This is a genomic window from Streptomyces sp. NPDC050145 (assembly GCF_044460245.1).
Taxonomy (GTDB): Bacteria; Actinomycetota; Actinomycetes; order Streptomycetales; family Streptomycetaceae; genus Streptomyces.
This window is the reverse complement of the sequence record NZ_JBITJS010000004.1, coordinates 77737-96154: the sequence shown is the minus strand read 5'-3', so window position 1 is coordinate 96154 and position 18418 is coordinate 77737. Positions and strand designations below refer to the sequence as shown.

Here is an 18418-nt window from a genome sequence, read left to right as displayed (position 1 = left end):
CGTACGGGGGTCAAGGAGTTGGCGTTGCGGCTGGCTCCGTGACGACCGCTGCCTGGGGCCGGATCGGGAGGCGGTTGACGGGGCGGCCTGTCGCCGCGCGGACGGCGGAGGCCACGGCTGCCGGGGAGGCCACGACCGGGGCCGCGCCGACGGACTTGGCGCCGAAGGGGGCCACCACGTCGCGTTCCTCGACGAGTTTGACGATGCGGATGTCGGGGGCGTCGAGGGAGGTCGGCAGGGCGTAGCCGGTGAGGTCGGGGCGGCGGACGATGCCCTGGGAGGTGCGGAGGTTCTCCGTGAGGGCCGCGCCGACGCCCTGGGTGACGCCCGCCTCGATCCGGGCCGCGAGCTGGCCGGGGTTGAGGACCCGGCCCACGTCCTGGGCCACGGCCAGTTCGACGACCCGGACGGAGCCGAGCTCGATGTCGACGTCCACGACCGCGCGGATCGCGCAGAAGGCGAGGCCGACGAAGGCGTCGCCCTGGCCGTCCGCGTCGAGGGGCTCGGTGGGGTGCGGGCGGCACTGGGCGGTGGCCCAGAGCTCCTTGCCGTCCATGGCCTCCTCGACCGTGGTCGACAGGACGCCGTCGTAGGAGGTGATCTTGCCGTCGGCGATCTGGAGCAGCTCGGTCGACATGCCGAACTTGTGGGCCAGCGGCTGGAGGAGCTGGGTGCGGACCATCTTGGCCGCCCGCTCGACGGCGCCGCCCGAGACCCAGGTGTGCCGGCCCCGGCAGCCGGGGCCCGCCGGGGGCTGGTCGGTGTCGACGGGCGCCACATGGACCTCGTCGATACCGAGCGTCTCCTGGACGATCTGGCGGGCCAGCGTCGTGAAGCCCTGGCCGGTCTCGACGGCCGCGCAGATGACGGTGGCGACACCGCCCTGGACCTTCACCGTGGCGGTGGAGACCTCGTCGGCGCCCTCCGCGCCGAGCATGTGCACCATGCCGATGCCGTAGCCGACCCCGCGCCGCACGGCCCCCGGCTCGCCCGCGCCCTCGGGGCCGCCGGGCAGCAGCCAGTCCTCCTCCGGGGTGTCCATGGGGAGCTCGGGGAGCGGGAAGTCCCGTACAGAGGTGAGGAGTTCGGCGACGGGGGCGGGGCAGGTGACGGCCTGACCGGTGGGCAGGACGTCGCCCGTGGCCATCACGTTGCGCAGGCGCAGCTCGGCCGGGTCCAGGTTCAGCTTCTTGGCGAGCTTGTCCATCTGGGCCTCGTAGGCGGCGCAGACCTGGAGCGCGCCCTCGCCGCGTACGTGACCGGAGGGCGGGTTGTTCGTACGGACCGCCCAGCCCTCGATCGAGGCGTTCGGCACGACGTACGGGCCGCACGCGAAGGAGACGGCGGCCGCGAGGGCGTCGGACGAGGTGTCGGCGTAGGCGCCCGCGTCGAGCAGGATCTGCGCCTCGACCTTCACCAACCGGCCCTCGGCGTCGGCGTGGTGGCGGTAGCGCAGCAGGCTCGGATGGCGGTGCGGGTGGCCGAGGAAGGACTCCTCGCGGGTCGCGGTGAGCTTGACCGGGTGGCCGGTGCGCAGCGCGAGCAGGCCGAGCGGCAGGTGGAAGCTCGGGTCCTCGCGGTCGGCGGTCGCGCCGGCGACGCCCGTGACGACGACCTTCACCCGCTCGGGCTCCAGGCCGTAGCGGGCGGCGGCCAGGTCGCGGTCGCCGTGCGGGTCGGTCGAGGCGATGTAGAGCTCGACGCCGCCGTCCGGGCGCGGGACGGCGAGGCCGGCCTCGGCGCCGATGGGAGCGGGGTCCTGGCGGCCGATGCGGTAGAGACCCTCGACGACGGTCTCGCCGGTCGCCTCCTGGTCGCCGTGGCGCAGCGGGATGTGCCGGATCAGGTTGCCGTCGGGGTGCAACGGCTCGGCGGCGAAGGCCTGTTCGGGATCGGTGACGGGTTCGAGGACCTCGTACTCGACGATGATCGCGGCGGCGGCGATCCGGGCCGTGTCCGGATGGTCGGCGGCGACGGCGGCGAGCGCCTCGCCGTGGTGGCGCACGAGGTCGGAGGCGAACACCGGGCGGTCGGCGGCCCGGTGGCCGGGCACGGGCCCGCCGGGGACGTCCTCGTGCGTGACGACGGCGCGCACGCCGGGCATCTCGCGCGCGTGGGTGGTGTCGATGGACAGCACGCGCGCGTGGGCGTGCGGGGAGCGCAGCACGGCGGCCCAGAGCAGGCCCTCGGCCCACAGGTCGGAGGCGTACGGGAACGTGCCCTCGGCCTTGGGGGCGGCCTCCACGGTCGGCAGCGTGACGCCGAGGCCGTGCGGGAGTTCCTCGGTCTCGGGCGGGCCGGGGGGCGTACCCGGGGCCGGAGCGGCCCCGGTGAGCAGGGTGGTGGCCTCGGTCGCGTCGTTCGTCATGCCCGCCCTCCGTTCCGGAAGTCACCGAATGCGCCGTCGCCCGCGCCGGTCTCGCCGAACGGGCCGGGTTCGCCGGAGGGCGGGGCCACGCCCTCGCCGTGCACGGGGCCGCCCTGGTGCGGGATGCGCGGTTCGCCGCCCTCGGGCACGCCCGGTCCGCCAGTCTCGGTGGCCTCGGTGGTCTCGGTGGACGCCCTGCGCTCGGCGGTCACCTGCCGCACCGCGTCGAGCACCCCGCGGTAGCCGGAGCAGCGGCACAGGTTGCCGCACAGGGCCTGGCGCGCTTCCAGGTCGCTCGGGTCGGGGTTGCCCTCGAGGAGGTCGTGGACGGTCATCGCCATGCCGGGTACGCAGAAGCCGCACTGGACGGCGCCGCAGGCGGTCAGGGCCCGCTGCACGTCCGAGGGCTGCCCGTCGGCGGCCAGACCCTCGACCGTACGGACCTCGCTGCCGGCGGTGGTGGCGGCCGGGACGAGGCAGGAGGCGACGAGGCGGCCGTCCACCTGGACGTTGCACGCGCCGCACTCGCCCTGCGAGCAGCCGTCCTTGGCGCCGGCCAGGCCGAGCCGCTCGCGCAGCACGTAGAGCAGGGACTCGCCGATCCAGGCGTCGGTGACGGGGCGGTCGCTGCCGTTGACCCGCAGGACGTAGCTGGCCAGGGGGTGGTCGTCGTGCAGGGGCGTGGCCTCCGGGGCGGGGGCGGCCGGCTCGACGGCGGCTTCGCCGTCGCCTTCGGCCTCGGCCCCACTGTCGCCGTCGCCGTCGCCGGATGCGCCGTCGGCGGCCGGCTCGACGACCTCGTCCACCACCGCTTCCGGCTCCGGCTCCGGCTCCGGTTCCGGTGCGGCGGCGGCGGCCTCCACCGGTTCCGGAACCTCGACCGGCACGGGCTCGGGCTCCGGATCGGGCTGCGCCCATGCCTCGTGGGCCCACGGCGCGGTCGCGCCGCCGGGCAGCGTCGCGGGCGGCGGGGTCCGGTCGCCCCACTGCTCGGCGATCGACGAGGTCGTGAACTCCCCGGAGTCGTCCGCGAGTTCAGCCTCCGACACGACGGGGATCGACCACTGCCCGGTCTGGTACTCGGCGTGCTCGACGTACTCGGCGTGCTCGGCGTGCTCGACGTACTCGGGATGCGCGGGCTGCGGTTCGGGCCGCTGCTGGGCCTGCGCGGGCTGCTCCGGTGCGGCCCCGGTCAGCTCGGGCGGGAGCACCCACACCCCGGTCGCCGAGGGATCGACCGCGGCGGCACCCGTGGCCGGGCTCACCGTTATCTGCGGCGGCACGTAGCTGTGCCCAGGTGCGGCCAGCGGCGCGGTCTCCGGGAAGCCCTCGGGCGGCAGCTGTACGAAGGCGGTCGCGTCGGAGTCGTACTCGCCCGGCGGCACCGGCTGCCATCCGTCGGCACCGGGGACATCGGAACCAGGGGCGTCGGAGCCCGGACCGCGGTACTCGTTCGTCACGACAGCGCCCTCCCAAGTGCACGCCGGGCCAGTACGGCGACGGTGCGCCGCAGATGCAGTACGGCGGGCGGCAGTTGCTGCTGCGTGCCGTCCGCGTCGGGCTCCGGATCGGGGATGCAGGCCGCGGCGACGTACTCGCCGAACGCCTGCACGGCCTCGGGCACGAGCGCCCCGCGCTCCCCGTCCCAGTCGATGAGCGAGGCCACCCACTGCTCGGCCTCCAGGGGCCGCAGAGGCATGGGCGCGATCGCGCCGACGGCGCAGCGCACACCGCGCCGGGCCGGATCCAGGACCAGGGCCACGGAGGCGGTCGCGCGCGCGGGCCCGGTGCGGCCGGTCGCCTTGAGGAAGACCTGCGGGGCGTGCAGCAGCGGCACCCGTACGAAGCCGATGAGTTCGCCGGGCCGGAGCATCTCCATACCGGCGAGCAGGTGCGAGACCGGCACCTCGCGCCGGGCGCCGCCGGGCCCCGCGATGACGAGGGTGGCCTCGAGGGCGGCGAGCACGGGCAGCGAGTCGTTGGTGGGCGCGGCGGAGGCGATGTTGCCGCCGAGGGTGCCGGCGTTGCGGATCTGGGGCGGTCCGGCGGCGCGGGCGGCGGCGGCGAGGGCGGGGATGAGCGCGGCGAAGTCGGGGCGGCCCATGCGGGCGTGGGTGAGTCCGGCGCCGAGGAGCGCGTGCCCGTCCTGGTACTGCCAGCCGCGGATCTCGCTGATCCGGCCGAGTCCGACGAGTGCGGCGGGACGGAGTTGACCCGCGTTGACCTGCGCCATGAGATCGGTGCCGCCGGCTACAGGCACGGCGGCGGGCAGGGCGGCGAGCGCCGCGACCGCCTCGTCGAGCGAACCCGGAAGTACCGCGGCCTGTGTCGCCTGCGGTGCGTGCGTGGTCAAAGCCGGCTGCCCCTTCCCGATGTCCGGCCGTGCGCATCGGCGGCGGCCTTGGCCCCGCGTGGTCCGCGCGCGACCGTCGTACCCGCCGTAACGCCTGTTCCGCCGTACGGTACGTGCTGACAGGCCGGACGTGGCAACTCTGGCACATCTTCCCCGGCGCCCGGAGAGGGGGTCCGGTAGGAGGCATTCGCCCCTTCCACCTGGGAGATGACCGATTTGACGGCACATCACCGCCTCGGGCGCTCTGCCCCTCTCCGGTGGCGTACGAGACGTTTCGGACGGCGCTCCGTAAGGCGGCCCGGGGATGCGAGGGAGTCGCGTCCGGCCGGCATGCGCGTCGCATATGTACGTCACATAAGAAGCGCGTAAGGGCCGGTCGTGCCGTCCCGGCGCGCATATCCGGACGGGCCCGCTCCCCCGCGCGCACCGGTGCGGTCCGGGGCGCCCGCCCGTGACAGGGACGCGGCGCACCACGGGCCCCGGCGCCGGACCTGCCGGGACACGCCGCCCCGACCCGCGACTCACACGATCGGGGGCGCCCCTTCGATCGGACGTCCGAGCACCCCGAAAACACGAAGCGCTCCCGACCCCACGCGAAAGAACCCCCGACCGCACGCGAAAGAACCCCCGAGCCCATGCGAAAGGCCCCCGGCGCACGGCATCACTGCCGCACACCAGGAGCCTCGGGGGGACACGGGGAACGAGGGACCGGGGGAAGGGGGTTACTTCTTCCCGCCGTCCTTGCCCTTGTCCTTGTCGCCGCCGGCGCCCATGGACTCGTAGATCTCCTTGCACATGGGACACACGGGGTACTTCTTCGGGTCACGGCCCGGCACCCAGACCTTGCCGCAGAGCGCGACGACCGGCGTGCCGTCGAGCGCGCTGGCCATGATCTTGTCCTTCTGGACATAGTGCGCGAAGCGCTCGTGATCGCCGTCCCCGTGCGACGTCTGCGGCGTCGGCTCTACGAGGGTCCCCGTACCTGTCCCGCGCTCGGGCTCGAGAGTGCTCATAAGGGCCAAGGGTACTGAAGGGCCCGCGAACGGCGAAGAGCCGTCGGCGCCGCCCTGCGGACAGGCCCTAGTTGAGCGACGGGTCGTCCGGGTAGGTGGCGACCATCGCGAGCTCGCTGCGCTGGCGGCGCAGCACCGCCCGCCACAGCCCCTCGGGGCGGGTCACCGACACGTCGCCGGGCTCCGACTCGACCACGTACCAGGCCCCGTCGGTCAGCTCCCCCTCCAGCTGGCCCGGGCCCCAGCCCGCGTAGCCGGCGAAGATCCGCAGCGAGCCGAGGGCCGCCGCGAGCAGTTCCGGCGGGGTCTCCAGATCGACGAGGCCGATCGCGCCGTGCACCCGGCGCCAGCCGAGCGGGGCGCGCTCCAGGGAGTCGCCGGGGATGACGGCCACGCCGAGCGCGGAGTCCAGCGAGACCGGACCGCCCTGGAAGACGACACCCGGATCACCGGCCAGGTCGCCCCAGCCCTCCAGGATGTCGCCGACGTCCACCGGCGTGGGCCGGTTGAGGACGACGCCGAGCGAGCCCTCCTCGTCGTGGTCGAGGAGCAGCACGACCGCCCGGTCGAAATTCGGGTCCGCGAGGGCGGGTGTGGCCACGAGCAGCCGCCCTGTGAGCGAGGACACCTCGGTCATGGCAGACATGATCCCGCATCTTGCCTCCGGAGGGGGAGCCAAGCGCGACAACCGAATGAACGCAGCTCAGGACGGGCGGAAACGGAACGCGCGCGGCGGGCCCGGCGGTCACCCCATGTGTCCGATTCGGAACGGTTCGTGTTGTAGCGAAGTCATGACCGTTCTGTATGTCATCGGGCTTACGGAACAAGGGGAGGCGGCCCTTACTCTTATGGCTTGGTCCCTGCCCATCCTCATCGGAACGCGAGATTCATGACCGTCACCGACGATGTACTGCTTGTCCACGGCGGAACCCCGCTGGAGGGCGAGATCCGTGTCCGCGGCGCGAAGAACCTCGTGCCCAAGGCCATGGTCGCCGCGCTGCTCGGCAGCGAACCGAGCCGGCTGCGCAACGTCCCGGACATCCGTGACGTCCGTGTGGTGCGCGGACTGCTGCAGCTGCACGGCGTGACGGTCCGCCCGGGCGAGGAGCCGGGCGAGCTGGTGATGGACCCCTCGCACGTCGAGTCGGCGAACGTCGCGGACATCGACGCGCACGCCGGGTCCTCCCGCATCCCGATCCTGCTGTGCGGCCCGCTGCTGCACCGCCTCGGCCACGCGTTCATCCCGGGCCTGGGCGGCTGCGACATCGGCGGTCGTCCCATCGACTTCCACTTCGAGGTGCTGCGCCAGTTCGGCGCGACGATCGAGAAGCGCGAGGGCGGCCAGTACCTGGAGGCCCCGCAGCGGCTGCGCGGCACGAAGATCCAGCTCCCCTACCCCTCCGTGGGCGCCACCGAGCAGGTCCTGCTCACGGCCGTCCTCGCCGAGGGCGTCACGGAGCTCTCGAACGCGGCCGTCGAGCCGGAGATCGAGGACCTGATCTGCGTCCTGCAGAAAATGGGCGCGATCATCGCGATGGACACCGACCGCACCATCCGCATCACCGGTGTCGACAAGCTCGGCGGCTACACGCACCGCGCGCTGTCGGACCGCCTGGAGGCGGCGTCCTGGGCCTCGGCCGCGCTCGCCACGCAGGGCAACATCTACGTGCGCGGCGCCCAGCAGCGCTCGATGATGACCTTCCTCAACACGTACCGGAAGGTCGGCGGCGCCTTCGAGATCGACGACGAGGGCATCCGCTTCTGGCACCCGGGCGGCCAGCTCAAGTCGATCGCGCTGGAGACGGACGTCCACCCCGGCTTCCAGACGGACTGGCAGCAGCCGCTGGTCGTGGCGCTCACGCAGGCGACCGGCCTGTCGATCGTCCACGAGACGGTCTACGAGTCCCGGCTCGGCTTCACGTCCGCGCTGAACCAGATGGGCGCGCACATCCAGCTGTACCGCGAGTGCCTGGGCGGCTCCGACTGCCGCTTCGGCCAGCGCAACTTCCTGCACTCCGCGGTCGTCTCGGGCCCGACCAAGCTGGAGGGCGCCGACCTGGTCATCCCCGACCTGCGCGGCGGCTTCTCGTACCTGATCGCGGCGCTGGCCGCGCAGGGCACCTCGCGGGTGCACGGCATCGACCTGATCAACCGCGGCTACGAGAACTTCATGGAGAAGCTCGTGGAACTCGGCGCGAAGGTTGAGCTTCCGGGCAAGGCCCTGGGCTAGCAGCACGTACGTTGAAGGGGGCCGTCCGGATCATCCGGGCGGCCCCCTTCGACGTACCGCGAAAGGACCGATGTGATCCAGCTGGACCGGCCCGCCGCCCTGCTCACCGACATGGACGGCACGCTCGTCGACACGGAGCACGCGTGGCTCGCGGTCGTGGAGCGGCTCCTCGACGGGCGGAGGCCCGCGGCGGGGCTCGACGCGTACGCCGGGGCCACGATCCAGGACGCCGCGCGGCGGCTGGTGGCGGAGGGGCTCGCGCCGTGGCCGTACGAGGAGACGGCGGCGTGGCTGGACCGGGAGTTCGGCGCGGCCGTGGCGGCCGGTGTGCGGGTGCAGCCAGGGGCTGTGCGACTTCTGGACGCGGCTCGGGCTCTCGGCGTCCCTGTGGCCCTCGTGACAGCCTCTGAGCGGCATGTGGCGGAGCTGGTGGTCTCGGTGCTCGGCGCCGAGCGCTTCTCCGTGCTGGTGACCAACGGCGACACGGAGCGCGGCAAGCCGCATCCCGAGCCGTATCTCGCCGCGGCGCGTGCCCTCCGGGCGGACCCGGCCGACTGTCTCGCCGTCGAGGACACGCCTACGGGGGTTGCGGCAGCGCTGGCCGCTGGGTGCCGGGTGCTTGCGGTGCCGTCCGTCCCGGGCATCCCGGCCGACCCCCGCCTGACGCTGACGGCCTCCCTGGAGACGGTCACGCTGACGCGTCCCCTGTAGGCCGGTGGGGGCTGGTCGCGCAGTTCCCCGCGCCCCTGGAGGCGAACGGCTTCGCCGCTCAGCCTCTATCGGGGAAATGCGACCCGAAGGGTCTGCATTTCAGGGGCGCGGGGAACTGCGCGACCAGCCACGACGGCGGGAAAGCCGCCCGCAACGAAGCACCCCTCGGACGAGAAGGCGGGGGGGGAACGCCGCGAGGGCGGTACCCGGAGAGTTCCGGGTACCGCCCTCGCTGCTTGCCGGAGGCCTTACTTGCCCTTGGCGGCTTCCTTGAGCTTCGAGCCCGCGGAGACCTTGACGCTGAAACCGGCCGGGATGTTGATCGGCTCGCCGGTCTGCGGGTTACGAGCGGTGCGAGCGGCACGGTGGGTGCGCTCGAAGGTCAGGAAGCCGGGGATGGTGACCTTCTCGTCGCCCTTGGCAACGATCTCGCCGACGGTCTCGGCGAACGCGGCCAGCACAGCGTCGGCGTCCTTGCGGGTCACCTCGGCGCGGTCGGCCAGCGCGGCCACCAGCTCACTGCGGTTCATTTTTGTACTCCCGTGTTCTTCTTGCCGTTGAGGCGTGCCACGCGGTCGGGCCGCGTGTGGGGCAACAGCGAAGTCGATGCTGCCAGGGTCTCGGTCAGGCCCAGGACCCGGGGTCCGTTCAAGTCCGGACCCTCGCGCCTGTGAGGGCGCCCCCTGGACGAAGTCCTTGGGGAAGCATCCTGCCCCCACCAGCGGCGGTAAAGCCAATCCGGCACCCGTGGGGGTCACACGGACAGTGTCCGGGGGCCTGCTCCCCGGACACCCTAGAGGCCCCAAGGGGCGCGTCTTCCACGACGCGCCGGGATTCAGGCCCCCGTGGCCCCCGTCACAGCGCTGCCGGCCGCCTTGGCGGCTGTGCGGACCGCCCCGGCGACCGCGCCCGCGACCTTGTCGTTGAAGACGCTGGGGATGATGTAGTTCGGGTTGAGCTCGTCCTCGCTGACGACGTCGGCCAGGGCCGCGGCGGCCGCGAGCATCATCTCCGTGTTGACCGTGCGCGACTGGGCGTCGAGCAGGCCGCGGAAGACGCCGGGGAAGACCAGCACGTTGTTGATCTGGTTCGGGAAGTCGGAGCGGCCCGTGGCCACGACCGCCGCCGTCTGACGGGCGACCGCGGGGTCGACCTCCGGGTCCGGGTTCGCGAGTGCGAACACGATGGCGCCCTCGGCCATGGCGGCGACGTCGTCGCCGTTCAGCACGTTGGGGGCGGAGACGCCGATGAAGACGTCGGCGCCGACCACGGCCTCCTTGAGGGTGCCCGTGAGGCCCTCGGGGTTGGTGTTGTCGGCGATCCAGCGCAGCGGCGTACCGGCGGCGGCGTCGACCAGGTCCTCGCGGTCCGCGTGCACGACACCGTGGATGTCGGCGACGACGGCGTTCTTGACGCCGGCCGCGATCAGGAGCTTGAGAATGGCCGTACCGGCCGCGCCGGCACCGGACATCACGACGCGGATGTCGCCGATGGCCTTGCCCGCGACCCGCAGGGCGTTCGTGAGCGCGGCGAGCACGACGATGGCGGTGCCGTGCTGGTCGTCGTGGAAGACGGGGATGTCGAGGGCCTCGCGCAGGCGGGCCTCGATCTCGAAGCAGCGCGGCGCGGAGATGTCCTCGAGGTTGATGCCCGCGAAGCCGGGGGCGATGGCCTTGACGATCTCGACGATGGCGTCGGTGTCCTGGGTGTCCAGGCAGATCGGCCAGGCATCGATGTCGGCGAAGCGCTTGAAGAGGGCCGCCTTGCCCTCCATGACCGGCATGGCGGCCATCGGGCCGATGTTGCCGAGGCCGAGGACGGCGGAGCCGTCCGTCACGACCGCAACCGTGTTCCGCTTGATGGTCAGGCGGCGGGCGTCCTCGGGGTTCTCCGCGATCGCCATGCAGACGCGGGCGACACCGGGCGTGTAGACCATGGAGAGGTCGTCACGGTTGCGGATGGGGTGTTTGGACTGCATCTCGATCTTGCCGCCGAGGTGCATGAGGAACGTACGGTCGGACACCTTGCCGAGCGTGACGCCCTCGATGCCGCGCAGTTCCTCGACGATCTCGTCCGCGTGGGCGGTCGAGGTCGCCGCGATCGTGACGTCGATCCGGAGCTTCTCGTGGCCGGAGGCGGTGACGTCGAGGCCGGTCACCGAGCCTCCGGAGGACTCCACGGCCGTGGTGAGCTGCGAGACGGCGGTTCCGCTCGCGGGCACCTCCAGTCGGACCGTCATCGAGTAGGAGACGCTGGGCGCCGTAGCCATGGCCGACTTCCTCTGCTTTCACCGTGTAGCTGTTGCCGTCCGATGGTCGCACCTACCGGCGAGTACGTGGTAGCCGCATCGGATTCTGAACCTTGTGTTCATCCCTCTTTTGGAAAACAGTTTCCACCATACGAGAAGTAGGCCAGGACCGGAAGAGGCCAGGGAAAAACAGGAAGAGGCCCACATCACTCGCGTGATGTGGGCCTCTTCGGACGTCTACGACACCGACCCGCCATGCTCGCCTCGCGGCAAGTGGTCCCTCTGAGGGACGAAGGTTGGGCCCGGGGGCTTGGATCGAGCCGGTGCCGTCATCAACGGTAACACCGGTTCTCGATGACACAAGGGTCAGTCGCGCAGCAGGTCGGGCACCCCGTTCGTGTCCGGTTCGTCACGCTCGCCGGAGACCACCGTGAGCTGCTGCGTGGCCCGGGTCAGCGCCACGTAGAGCACCCGCAGACCGGCCGGCGACTCGTCGGCGATCTCCGCCGGGGACACCACGACCGTCGCGTCGTACTCCAGGCCCTTGGCCTCCAGCGAGCCGAGCGCGACCACCCGCTCGCCGAGCCCCGACAGCCAGCGCGCCGCCTCCGCCCGCCGGTTCATCGCCACGACCACGCCGACCGTGCCGTCGACCCGCTCGAGGAGCCGCGCCGCCTCCTCGCGGACGGTCTCCCCCAGCCGGTCCCGTACGACCGCGAAGCGCGGCTCCACGCCCGTCGAGCGGACCGCCGACGGGGACGTGGAGCCCGGCATCGCGAGGGCCAGCACCCGGGCCGCCAGCTCCGCGATCTCGGACGGGTTGCGGTAGTTCACGGTGAGCGTGAAGCGGCGGCGCGGGCGGGTGCCGAGCGCCTCGTCGCGGGCCTCCGCGGCCTCGTCCGGGTCGGACCAGGACGACTGGGCCGGGTCGCCGACGACGGTCCAGGTGGCGTGCCGGCCGCGCCGGCCCACCATCCGCCACTGCATCGGCGTGAGGTCCTGCGCCTCGTCGACGATGACGTGGGCGTACTCGGTGCGCTCCTGGGCGAGGCGCTCGGCGCGCTCGCGCTGCGACTCCTCCCGCATCGGCATCAGCTCCTCCAGACCGGTGAGCTGGTCGAGCGGGTCGTACTCGCGCTTCTTCTTCGGGCGCGCCGGGGTGCCCAGGATCGCGGTCAGCTCGTCGAGGAGCGCCACGTCGTGGACGGACAGCGCAGGGCGGCGCAGCGAGCGGGCCAGCTTGCGGACCTCGCCCGGGTTCAGGATCCGCCGGGCCCAGCGGCCCAGGCGCCTCTCGTCGGACATGGCCGTGAGGACCCCGCGCGGGGTCAGCTCGGGCCACCACGCGTCGAGGAAGGCGATGAACGCGTCCTCGCTCGTGATGTCCTCGTCGAACGAGGAGCGCAGCTCGGCGGCGAGCTCCGGGTCGCTGTGCCGACCGCCCGCGCCGGACTGGTCCCAGAGGGCGTCCAGGAGCAGGCGCCGGGCGCGCGGGCGCAGGTGGTTGACCGGGGCGGTGCCGCTGAGGACGGTGTGGCGGATGCGGTTCAGCTGTCCCGCCTCCAGTTCGAGGCGGCGGCCGAACGCGACGACCCGGAGCCGGTCCGGGGTGCCCGTGACCGCCGGGGCCTCGTCGTCGTCCCCGAAGGCCAGCTGGCCGTCGGCCGCACCGCCCGGACGGCCGCCCGGAGCACCGGACCCGCCGGACCCGCCGGACCCGCCGGACTCCAGCGCGCCCCGGGCCGCCTTGCGGAGCACCTTCAGCATGCGCGAGGAGCCCTTGACACGGGCGACGGCCGGGCTGTCGTACTCCGTGGCCTCCGCGCCGTCGACGAGCGAGCCGACCGCGCGGATCGCGACCTGCCCCTCCTCGCCGAGCGAGGGCAGCACGCCCTCCGTGTAGGCGACGAGCAGCGGGGTCGGCGAGACGATCAGGATGCCGCCCGCGTAGCGCCGCCGGTCCTGGTAGAGCAGGTACGCGGCGCGGTGCAGGGCGACGGCCGTCTTGCCGGTGCCGGGCCCGCCCTCCACGTACGTCACGGACGCGGCGGGGGCGCGGATGACGAGGTCCTGCTCGGCCTGGATGGAGGCGACGATGTCGCGCATCGTGTGGCTGCGGGCCTGGCCGAGCGCGGCCATGAGCGCGCCGTCGCCGATCGCGGGCAGCTGCCGGCCGTCCAGGAACGCGGTCAGCTCGGGGCGCATCAGGTCGTCCTCGACGCCGAGGACCTTGCGGCCCTTGGAGCGGATGACGCGGCGGCGCACGACGCGGCCCGGGTCGACCGGCGTGGACCGGTAGAACGGGGCGGCGGCCGGGGCGCGCCAGTCGATGACGAGCGGCGAGTAGTCCGCGTCCAGGACGCCGATACGGCCGATGTGGAGCGTCTCGGCGATGTCGGCGGTGTTGTCCTCGCGCACGGCCCCTTCGGCGGGCTCGACGGCCGTGTAGGCGCCGTCCGGGCCCTTCTTGCCGTCCTTGCCGAGCAGCAGGTCGATGCGGCCGAAGAGGAAGTCCTCGAACTCGTTGTTGAGCCGGTTGAGATGGATGCCCGCGCGGAAGACCTGGGCGTCGCGCTCGGCGAGGGCGCCGGGCGTGCCGACCTGCCCGCGCTTGGCGGCGTCGTCCATCAGGAACTCCGCCTCGTGGATCTTCTCCTCGAGTCGTCGGTACACCGCGTCGAGGTGTTCCTGTTCGACGCCGATCTCGCGGTCACGGACCGAATCGGCACTCGTGTCGTGCGACGCGTGGGATGCGTCCACCGCTGAATCGTGTGGAGCCTGAGCGGCCACCGGGCCCCCCTTCTGACGTGCTGGGCAGCCGTCAAAGGTACGCGAAAGGGGACCCGTGCGGCTACGTGCGCGCCGCCTCGGACGTCAGCGGCTCAGGCGTCCACCTCCACGAGCCGCTTCCCGTCGAGCGTCTCGACCTCGAAGTGGTCGATCTGGTCGCGGTCGAACGCGGCGCCGCCGTGCACGTACAGCGGGTACTTGGCGCTGTCGTGGGCGCTGCCGGTGATGCCGTAACCCCACTTCGGCACGGCCCAGGTGGTGACGGTCTCGCGCTCGCCGTTCTTGCCGACGGCGACGAGCGAGCACTTCAGCGGGCCCTTGACGTTCTTGAGCTCCAGGACGGTGTGGGTGCCCCAGGCCTTCTTCTCCATGCCGATCGTGGCGGTGACGTCCGTGGTGGCGTCGGTGGCCTCGATCTTCTCGTCCATGTGGTGGAAGAAGGCGTCCTCGGCGGGGCTCGTCGGGTGCGGCTCCGCGACGGCGGGCGGGCGTCCGGAGTCGTCGCCGGTGACCGCCATGACGGTGAGCGGGCCGCCGATGACCAGGGCCGCGGCGGCCGCCACCAGGTACAGGCCCCGGCGGCGCCGGCCGGCACGACGCCGGGCCACCTCCGCCACCAGGGACTCCGCGAGCCGGGGACCCGGGCGCGCGGCGAGGGCCTCGCCGATGTCCGGGGTGCCGCCACCGGCGGGTAGGTCGGCGAGCGCGGCGAGCATCGGCTCCATGCCCGCGAACTCCTCCAGTTGCCGCGCGCACCGCTCGCAGCTCGCGAGGTGCGCCTCGAACGCAGTCGCCTCCGCGTCGTCGAGCACACCGAGTGCGTAGGCGCCGACCGTCTCGTGCACATCGCCGGCCGGGTCGTGGCCGTAGGGTCCGTACGCCGATGTCATGCCGTCACCCCCCGTTCCTGCAGCGCCAGCTTCATCGAGCGCAGCGCGTAGAAGACGCGGGAGCGCACCGTGCCGCTGGGTATGCCGAGCGTCTCGGCCGCCTCGTTGACCGTACGCCCCTTGAAGTACGTCTCGACGAGCACTTCGCGGTGGGCGGGAGTGAGGTCCTCCAGGGCGTCGGACAGCGTCATCAGCCACAGTGCCTTGTCGATCTCGTCCTCCGCGGGGATGACCTCCAGCGGCGACGCGTCGACCTCCTGCGGCCGGGCCTGCCGGCTGCGGTGGTTGTCGATGACGATGCGCCGGGCGACCGTCACCAGCCAGGGGCGGACCGAACCGGTGGCCCGGTTGAGCTGACCGGCGTTCTTCCAGGCCCGGATGAGCGTCTCCTGCACGACGTCCTCGGCACGCTGGCGGTCCCCCGCGACCAGCCGGAGCACGTACGCGAGCAGCGGGCGCGCGTGCTCGGCGTACAGCGCGCGCATCAGCTCCTCGTCGAGCGAGGGCGGCTGGGACGCACGATGTCGGGCCCGCGCAGGGCGTTCATCGGCCACGGCGGAATCCTTGCGCACGCCCACCTCCGGTGTCACCGCTTCGACGTCACCAGAGAGATACGCGGCCGAGGGCGCCGGTGTTCAACGCGCGCTCAGGCCCGTGACAGGGCGGCCGCTCTGCGCCGGTGCCGGGCGACCCGCTCGCGGTTGCCGCACACCTCGCTGGAGCACCAGCGGCGGCGCCGCCCGCGGGAGGTGTCGAGGTAGATGAGCGGGCAGTTGTCGCCCTCGCACTGGCGCAGGGCGCCGCGGGCGGCCGGATCCGTGAGCAGGTCGACGGTGTCCCGGGCGACGGCGGCGAGGAGCGCGGCGCAGCCCGGTTCGGCCTGGAGCGAGCGGACCAGGCTGCCGTCGCCGGAGCGGACCGCGCAGGGGGCGGGCGGGGCGGCGCGGGCCAGCACGTTGATCCGTTCCAGGGAGCCGGGCGCGGGCCGGCCGGCGAGCTCGCCGCGCACCAGGCGGCCGACGTGGCCGCGCAGTTCGCGGAACGCGGGGAGCCAGGCCGGGGCGCAGGCGGCCAGCTCGGCGCGCTCGGGGACCAGGCCCGCACCGGCCAGCCAGGCGCGCAGCCGGTCGGGCGTGGTCAGGCGTTCGTCGGGGTGCGCGGTGGCGACGAGATCCAGGCAGAGGCGTCCGGCGTCGAACCGCAGCTCGTGGTGAGGGACGGGGATGGACAGGCGGGACCCTGGGGGTACGGCTGCCATTCCTCTACAGTGCCCGCCCCGGGCCTACTTGGGAACGTGGGCGGGCGGATCGTCGTGCAGGATCCGCTGGAACAGCACGTGGTCGCGCCACTGACCCGCGATGTGCAGGTACTTCGGCGCGAGCCCGTAGCGGACGAACCCGCACTTGGCGAGGACCCGCTGCGAGGCCTCGTTGTCGGTGAGCGTGCCGGCCTCCAGGCGGTGCAGGCCCAGCTCGTCGCGGGCGGCCCGGGCGACCTCCTCGACGGCGGCGGGGGTCAGCCCGCGCCCCCGGTACTCCCCGTCCACCCAGTACCCGAGGCTGGCGCCGCACAGCGGCCCGAGCACGATCCCGGTCAGCATGACCCGGCCCACGATCCGCTCCCCGTCGACCAGCACCCAGGTCGCGCTGTGCGGCTGCGTGATCCGCTCCGCCTGGGCCGCGGCCGTGTAGTACCTGGCGTCCCGGTACGGCTCGGTCGCCGCGAGGTGCGCCTTGTTGCGGATCTGCGCGTCGGCGAGCGCCTGCGCGTCGGAGAGGACGGCGGGGCGCAGCGTGATCTCGGGGGTGATCGCTATGGGCGGCATGCGCGTACGGTACGCGGCCGCGTGGACGCTCGCGTATGCGCCCGCGCGGCTCGGCGATGTCCGCCGGGGCCCCGCCCGACTTCACTGGAGCCATGACACAGACAACGGGTTCCGTCAGGCGCGTGGGGCATCTCGACGCGTGGGTGCTGGGGGCGGCGACGGTCGCCATGGGGCTGATCGCCGGCGCGTTCTACGTGTTCGGCTGCGCGGTGATGCCGGCGCTGGCGCGCAGCGGTGACCGTACGTTCATCGAGGTCATGCAGAACATCAACGCGGTGATCCAGAACCCGGTGTTCTTCCTGAGCTTCCTCGGGGCGCTCGCCCTGACGGGCGTGGCGGGATGGCGCCTGCGGGCTGCCGCCGGGGTGCGGGGCTGGGTGTGGGCGGGGCTGATCCTCTACGGGTTGGCCTTCGTACTCACCTCGGCGCTGAACGTCCCCTTGAACGACGCCCTCGCCGCCGCGGGCCCGCCCTCCCGCATCCCCGACCCGTCCCAGGTCCGGTCCGACTTCGAGGGCCCCTGGGTGACCTGGAACGTGGTGCGGGCGCTTCTGTGCACGGGGGCGCTGGGCTGCCTGATCCGTGCCCTCAGGTGAGTGCCTCGCAAGGCGGTCGTCCGGCTGCTGCGCCGTCGTGGCTGGTCGCGCAGTTCCCCGCGCCCCTGAAGGCATGCGCTCCGCGCAGCCTTCATCGGGGAAATGCCGCCCGAAGGGCATGCATTTCAGGGGCGCGGGGAACTGCGCGAGAAGCCCCACCGGCCCGCACCCGGCCGCTCCACCGACGGAGTCACGGCGCGTCCACGGCCAGCCGATACCCCCGCTTGACCACGGTCTGGATCAATTTGGGCGTACCCAGGGCCGCCCGGAGACGAGCCATCGCCGTCTCGACGGCATGCTCGTCCCGCCCCGCCCCCGGAAGCGCGGAGAGCAGATCGGCCCGGGACACGACCCACCCGGGCTGCCGCGCCAGCGCCGCGAGCAACGCCATCCCGGCCGGCGGCACCGCCCGGAGCTCCCCGTCGACCAGCACCGCATGCCCCCGGATCTCCACCCGGTGCCCAGCGAGCCGCAACACCCGCGCCCGCCCGGGAAGTTCCCGGCACAGCACCTGGACGAGCGGCCCGAGCCGGAACCGCTCGGGCTGCACCGTCTCGACCCCGCGCGCCTGCAACGCCAGCGCCGTCACGGGCCCGACGCACGCCGGCAGGACATCGTGCCGCAGCGCCGACAGCAGCTCGGGCAGCAGACCCCGTACCTCCGCACGCTCCAGCAGGGACACCGCCGCCGGCGCGGACGTGAACGTCAGCGCGTCCACGCCGCGCGCGACGGTCGCGTCGAGCAGCCGGTCCACGGGCCCGATGTCCTCCGGCGGCAGCCACCGGTACACCGGTACGCCCACCACCTCCGCCCCAGCCTCCCGCAGCGCCTCGACGAACCCGGGCAGCGGCTCCCCGTGCAGCTGCACGGCCACCCGCCGCCCGTCGACGCCCTCGGCGAGCAGCCGTTCCAGCACCTCGGCCATCGACTCGGAGGACGGCGACCACTCCTCCGTGAGCCCGGCGGCGCGGATCGCCCCCTTCACCTTGGGCCCGCGGGCCAGCACCTCGACCTCGCGCAGCCGGGCGAGGAGTTCCTCGCCCAGGCCCCAGCCGTCGGCGGCCTCGACCCATCCGCGGAACCCGATCGCGGTCGTGGCGACGACGACGTCAGGCGCGTGGCCGAGCAGGTCCTTCGTCGCGGCGAGGAGTTCGCTGTCGTCGGCGAGCGGCACGATCCGCAGGGCGGGCGCGTGCAGCACGGCGGCCCCGCGACGCCGCAGCAGGGCGCCCAGCTCGTCGGCGCGGCGGGCCGCGGTGACCCCCACCGTGAACCCGGCGAGCGGCCCGTGCGCCTGCTCCGGCTGCGGCTCCGGCCCCGGACCGGCGGCCGTCTGCTGTTGATCGTCCATGTCGCTTCTCGTCCCGCTCGACGGTCGTCCCGTTCCCACCTGC

16 protein-coding genes are annotated in these 18418 nt (G+C 73.2%); 3 read left to right on the top strand and 13 right to left on the bottom strand.

Translation table 11 applies throughout. The features are described from left to right. Window positions 1-10: 10 nt before the first annotated feature. The 5 genes from ACIBTU_RS09710 to ACIBTU_RS09690 all read right to left on the bottom strand — a co-directional run bounded on the left by ACIBTU_RS09710 (window position 11) and on the right by ACIBTU_RS09690 (window position 6371). Window positions 11-2368 (bottom strand): xanthine dehydrogenase family protein molybdopterin-binding subunit, encoded by a 2358-nt coding sequence (locus ACIBTU_RS09710; RefSeq protein ID WP_399125451.1) that lies wholly within the window; start codon window positions 2366-2368, stop codon window positions 11-13. After that, window positions 2365-3828: a 2Fe-2S iron-sulfur cluster-binding protein gene (locus ACIBTU_RS09705; RefSeq protein WP_399125450.1), complete on the bottom strand. Its 1464-nt coding sequence runs from the start codon at window positions 3826-3828 to the stop codon at window positions 2365-2367. The genes ACIBTU_RS09710 and ACIBTU_RS09705 overlap by 4 nt, the downstream gene beginning before the upstream one ends. Beyond that, the gene (locus tag ACIBTU_RS09700; protein ID WP_399125449.1) at window positions 3825-4721 is read right to left on the bottom strand and encodes an FAD binding domain-containing protein; all 897 of its coding nucleotides are present in this window, start codon (window positions 4719-4721) and stop codon (window positions 3825-3827) included. The genes ACIBTU_RS09705 and ACIBTU_RS09700 overlap by 4 nt, the downstream gene beginning before the upstream one ends. Window positions 4722-5443: 722 nt before the next feature. Next, window positions 5444-5734, bottom strand: coding sequence for a DUF3039 domain-containing protein (locus tag ACIBTU_RS09695; RefSeq protein ID WP_161301273.1), 291 nt, complete (start codon window positions 5732-5734; stop codon window positions 5444-5446). A 67-nt stretch (window positions 5735-5801) separates the two neighbouring features. Next, window positions 5802-6371 carry a YqgE/AlgH family protein gene (locus ACIBTU_RS09690; RefSeq protein ID WP_399125785.1) on the bottom strand — a complete coding sequence of 190 codons (570 nt, stop codon included), beginning with the start codon at window positions 6369-6371 and terminating at the stop codon, window positions 5802-5804. A gap of 252 nt (window positions 6372-6623) precedes the next feature. On the opposite strand from ACIBTU_RS09690, the gene murA reads away from it, so the two are divergent. Then, on the top strand, window positions 6624-7964 hold the full coding sequence (gene murA / locus ACIBTU_RS09685; protein WP_399125447.1) for a UDP-N-acetylglucosamine 1-carboxyvinyltransferase: 1341 nt from the start codon (window positions 6624-6626) through the stop codon (window positions 7962-7964). A 72-nt stretch (window positions 7965-8036) separates the two neighbouring features. After that, window positions 8037-8675 carry an HAD family hydrolase gene (locus ACIBTU_RS09680; RefSeq protein ID WP_399125446.1) on the top strand — a complete coding sequence of 213 codons (639 nt, stop codon included), beginning with the start codon at window positions 8037-8039 and terminating at the stop codon, window positions 8673-8675. Between the two features lie 248 nt (window positions 8676-8923). Here ACIBTU_RS09680 and ACIBTU_RS09675 read toward each other — a convergent pair whose 3' ends face one another. The 7 genes from ACIBTU_RS09675 to ACIBTU_RS09645 all read right to left on the bottom strand — a co-directional run bounded on the left by ACIBTU_RS09675 (window position 8924) and on the right by ACIBTU_RS09645 (window position 16428). After that, window positions 8924-9205, bottom strand: coding sequence for an HU family DNA-binding protein (locus tag ACIBTU_RS09675; protein WP_030680681.1), 282 nt, complete (start codon window positions 9203-9205; stop codon window positions 8924-8926). A gap of 305 nt (window positions 9206-9510) precedes the next feature. Beyond that, complete coding sequence (locus ACIBTU_RS09670) at window positions 9511-10944, bottom strand: NAD-dependent malic enzyme (RefSeq protein ID WP_399125445.1); 1434 nt, start codon at window positions 10942-10944, stop codon at window positions 9511-9513. 345 nt (window positions 10945-11289) lie between these two features. Beyond that, window positions 11290-13713: a HelD family protein gene (locus ACIBTU_RS09665; protein ID WP_399125444.1), complete on the bottom strand. Its 2424-nt coding sequence runs from the start codon at window positions 13711-13713 to the stop codon at window positions 11290-11292. A 92-nt stretch (window positions 13714-13805) separates the two neighbouring features. Beyond that, the gene (locus ACIBTU_RS09660) at window positions 13806-14603 is read right to left on the bottom strand and encodes a zf-HC2 domain-containing protein (protein WP_399125443.1); all 798 of its coding nucleotides are present in this window, start codon (window positions 14601-14603) and stop codon (window positions 13806-13808) included. Next, window positions 14600-15181: a sigma-70 family RNA polymerase sigma factor gene (locus tag ACIBTU_RS09655; protein ID WP_188341530.1), complete on the bottom strand. Its 582-nt coding sequence runs from the start codon at window positions 15179-15181 to the stop codon at window positions 14600-14602. The genes ACIBTU_RS09660 and ACIBTU_RS09655 overlap by 4 nt, the downstream gene beginning before the upstream one ends. 68 nt (window positions 15182-15249) lie before the next feature. After that, complete coding sequence (locus ACIBTU_RS09650) at window positions 15250-15861, bottom strand: CGNR zinc finger domain-containing protein (protein WP_399125442.1); 612 nt, start codon at window positions 15859-15861, stop codon at window positions 15250-15252. Window positions 15862-15885: 24 nt separating this feature from the next. Then, window positions 15886-16428 carry a GNAT family N-acetyltransferase gene (locus tag ACIBTU_RS09645; protein WP_399125441.1) on the bottom strand — a complete coding sequence of 181 codons (543 nt, stop codon included), beginning with the start codon at window positions 16426-16428 and terminating at the stop codon, window positions 15886-15888. 92 nt (window positions 16429-16520) lie between these two features. Here ACIBTU_RS09645 and ACIBTU_RS09640 point away from each other — a divergent pair, with 92 nt between their 5' ends. Beyond that, window positions 16521-17024 (top strand): DUF1772 domain-containing protein, encoded by a 504-nt coding sequence (locus ACIBTU_RS09640; protein WP_399125440.1) that lies wholly within the window; start codon window positions 16521-16523, stop codon window positions 17022-17024. A gap of 190 nt (window positions 17025-17214) precedes the next feature. Here ACIBTU_RS09640 and ACIBTU_RS09635 read toward each other — a convergent pair whose 3' ends face one another. Next, window positions 17215-18375 carry a uroporphyrinogen-III synthase gene (locus ACIBTU_RS09635; protein WP_399125439.1) on the bottom strand — a complete coding sequence of 387 codons (1161 nt, stop codon included), beginning with the start codon at window positions 18373-18375 and terminating at the stop codon, window positions 17215-17217. Between the last annotated feature and the right edge of the window lie 43 nt (window positions 18376-18418).

Bases quoted from the DNA above. Each gene is read 5' to 3' on its own strand.
- ACIBTU_RS09710 (WP_399125451.1), bottom strand. From the start codon at position 2,368: ATGACGAACGACGCGACCGAGGCCACCACCCTGCTCACCGGGGCCGCT.
- ACIBTU_RS09695 (WP_161301273.1), bottom strand. From the start codon at position 5,734: ATGAGCACTCTCGAGCCCGAGCGCGGGACAGGTACGGGGACCCTCGTA.
- ACIBTU_RS09690 (WP_399125785.1), bottom strand. From the start codon at position 6,371: ATGACCGAGGTGTCCTCGCTCACAGGGCGGCTGCTCGTGGCCACACCC.
- murA (WP_399125447.1), top strand. From the start codon at position 6,624: ATGACCGTCACCGACGATGTACTGCTTGTCCACGGCGGAACCCCGCTG.
- ACIBTU_RS09675 (WP_030680681.1), bottom strand. From the start codon at position 9,205: ATGAACCGCAGTGAGCTGGTGGCCGCGCTGGCCGACCGCGCCGAGGTG.
- ACIBTU_RS09670 (WP_399125445.1), bottom strand. From the start codon at position 10,944: ATGGCTACGGCGCCCAGCGTCTCCTACTCGATGACGGTCCGACTGGAG.
- ACIBTU_RS09660 (WP_399125443.1), bottom strand. From the start codon at position 14,603: ATGACATCGGCGTACGGACCCTACGGCCACGACCCGGCCGGCGATGTG.
- ACIBTU_RS09650 (WP_399125442.1), bottom strand. From the start codon at position 15,861: ATGGCAGCCGTACCCCCAGGGTCCCGCCTGTCCATCCCCGTCCCTCAC.
- ACIBTU_RS09645 (WP_399125441.1), bottom strand. From the start codon at position 16,428: ATGCCGCCCATAGCGATCACCCCCGAGATCACGCTGCGCCCCGCCGTC.
- ACIBTU_RS09640 (WP_399125440.1), top strand. From the start codon at position 16,521: ATGACACAGACAACGGGTTCCGTCAGGCGCGTGGGGCATCTCGACGCG.
- ACIBTU_RS09635 (WP_399125439.1), bottom strand. From the start codon at position 18,375: ATGGACGATCAACAGCAGACGGCCGCCGGTCCGGGGCCGGAGCCGCAG.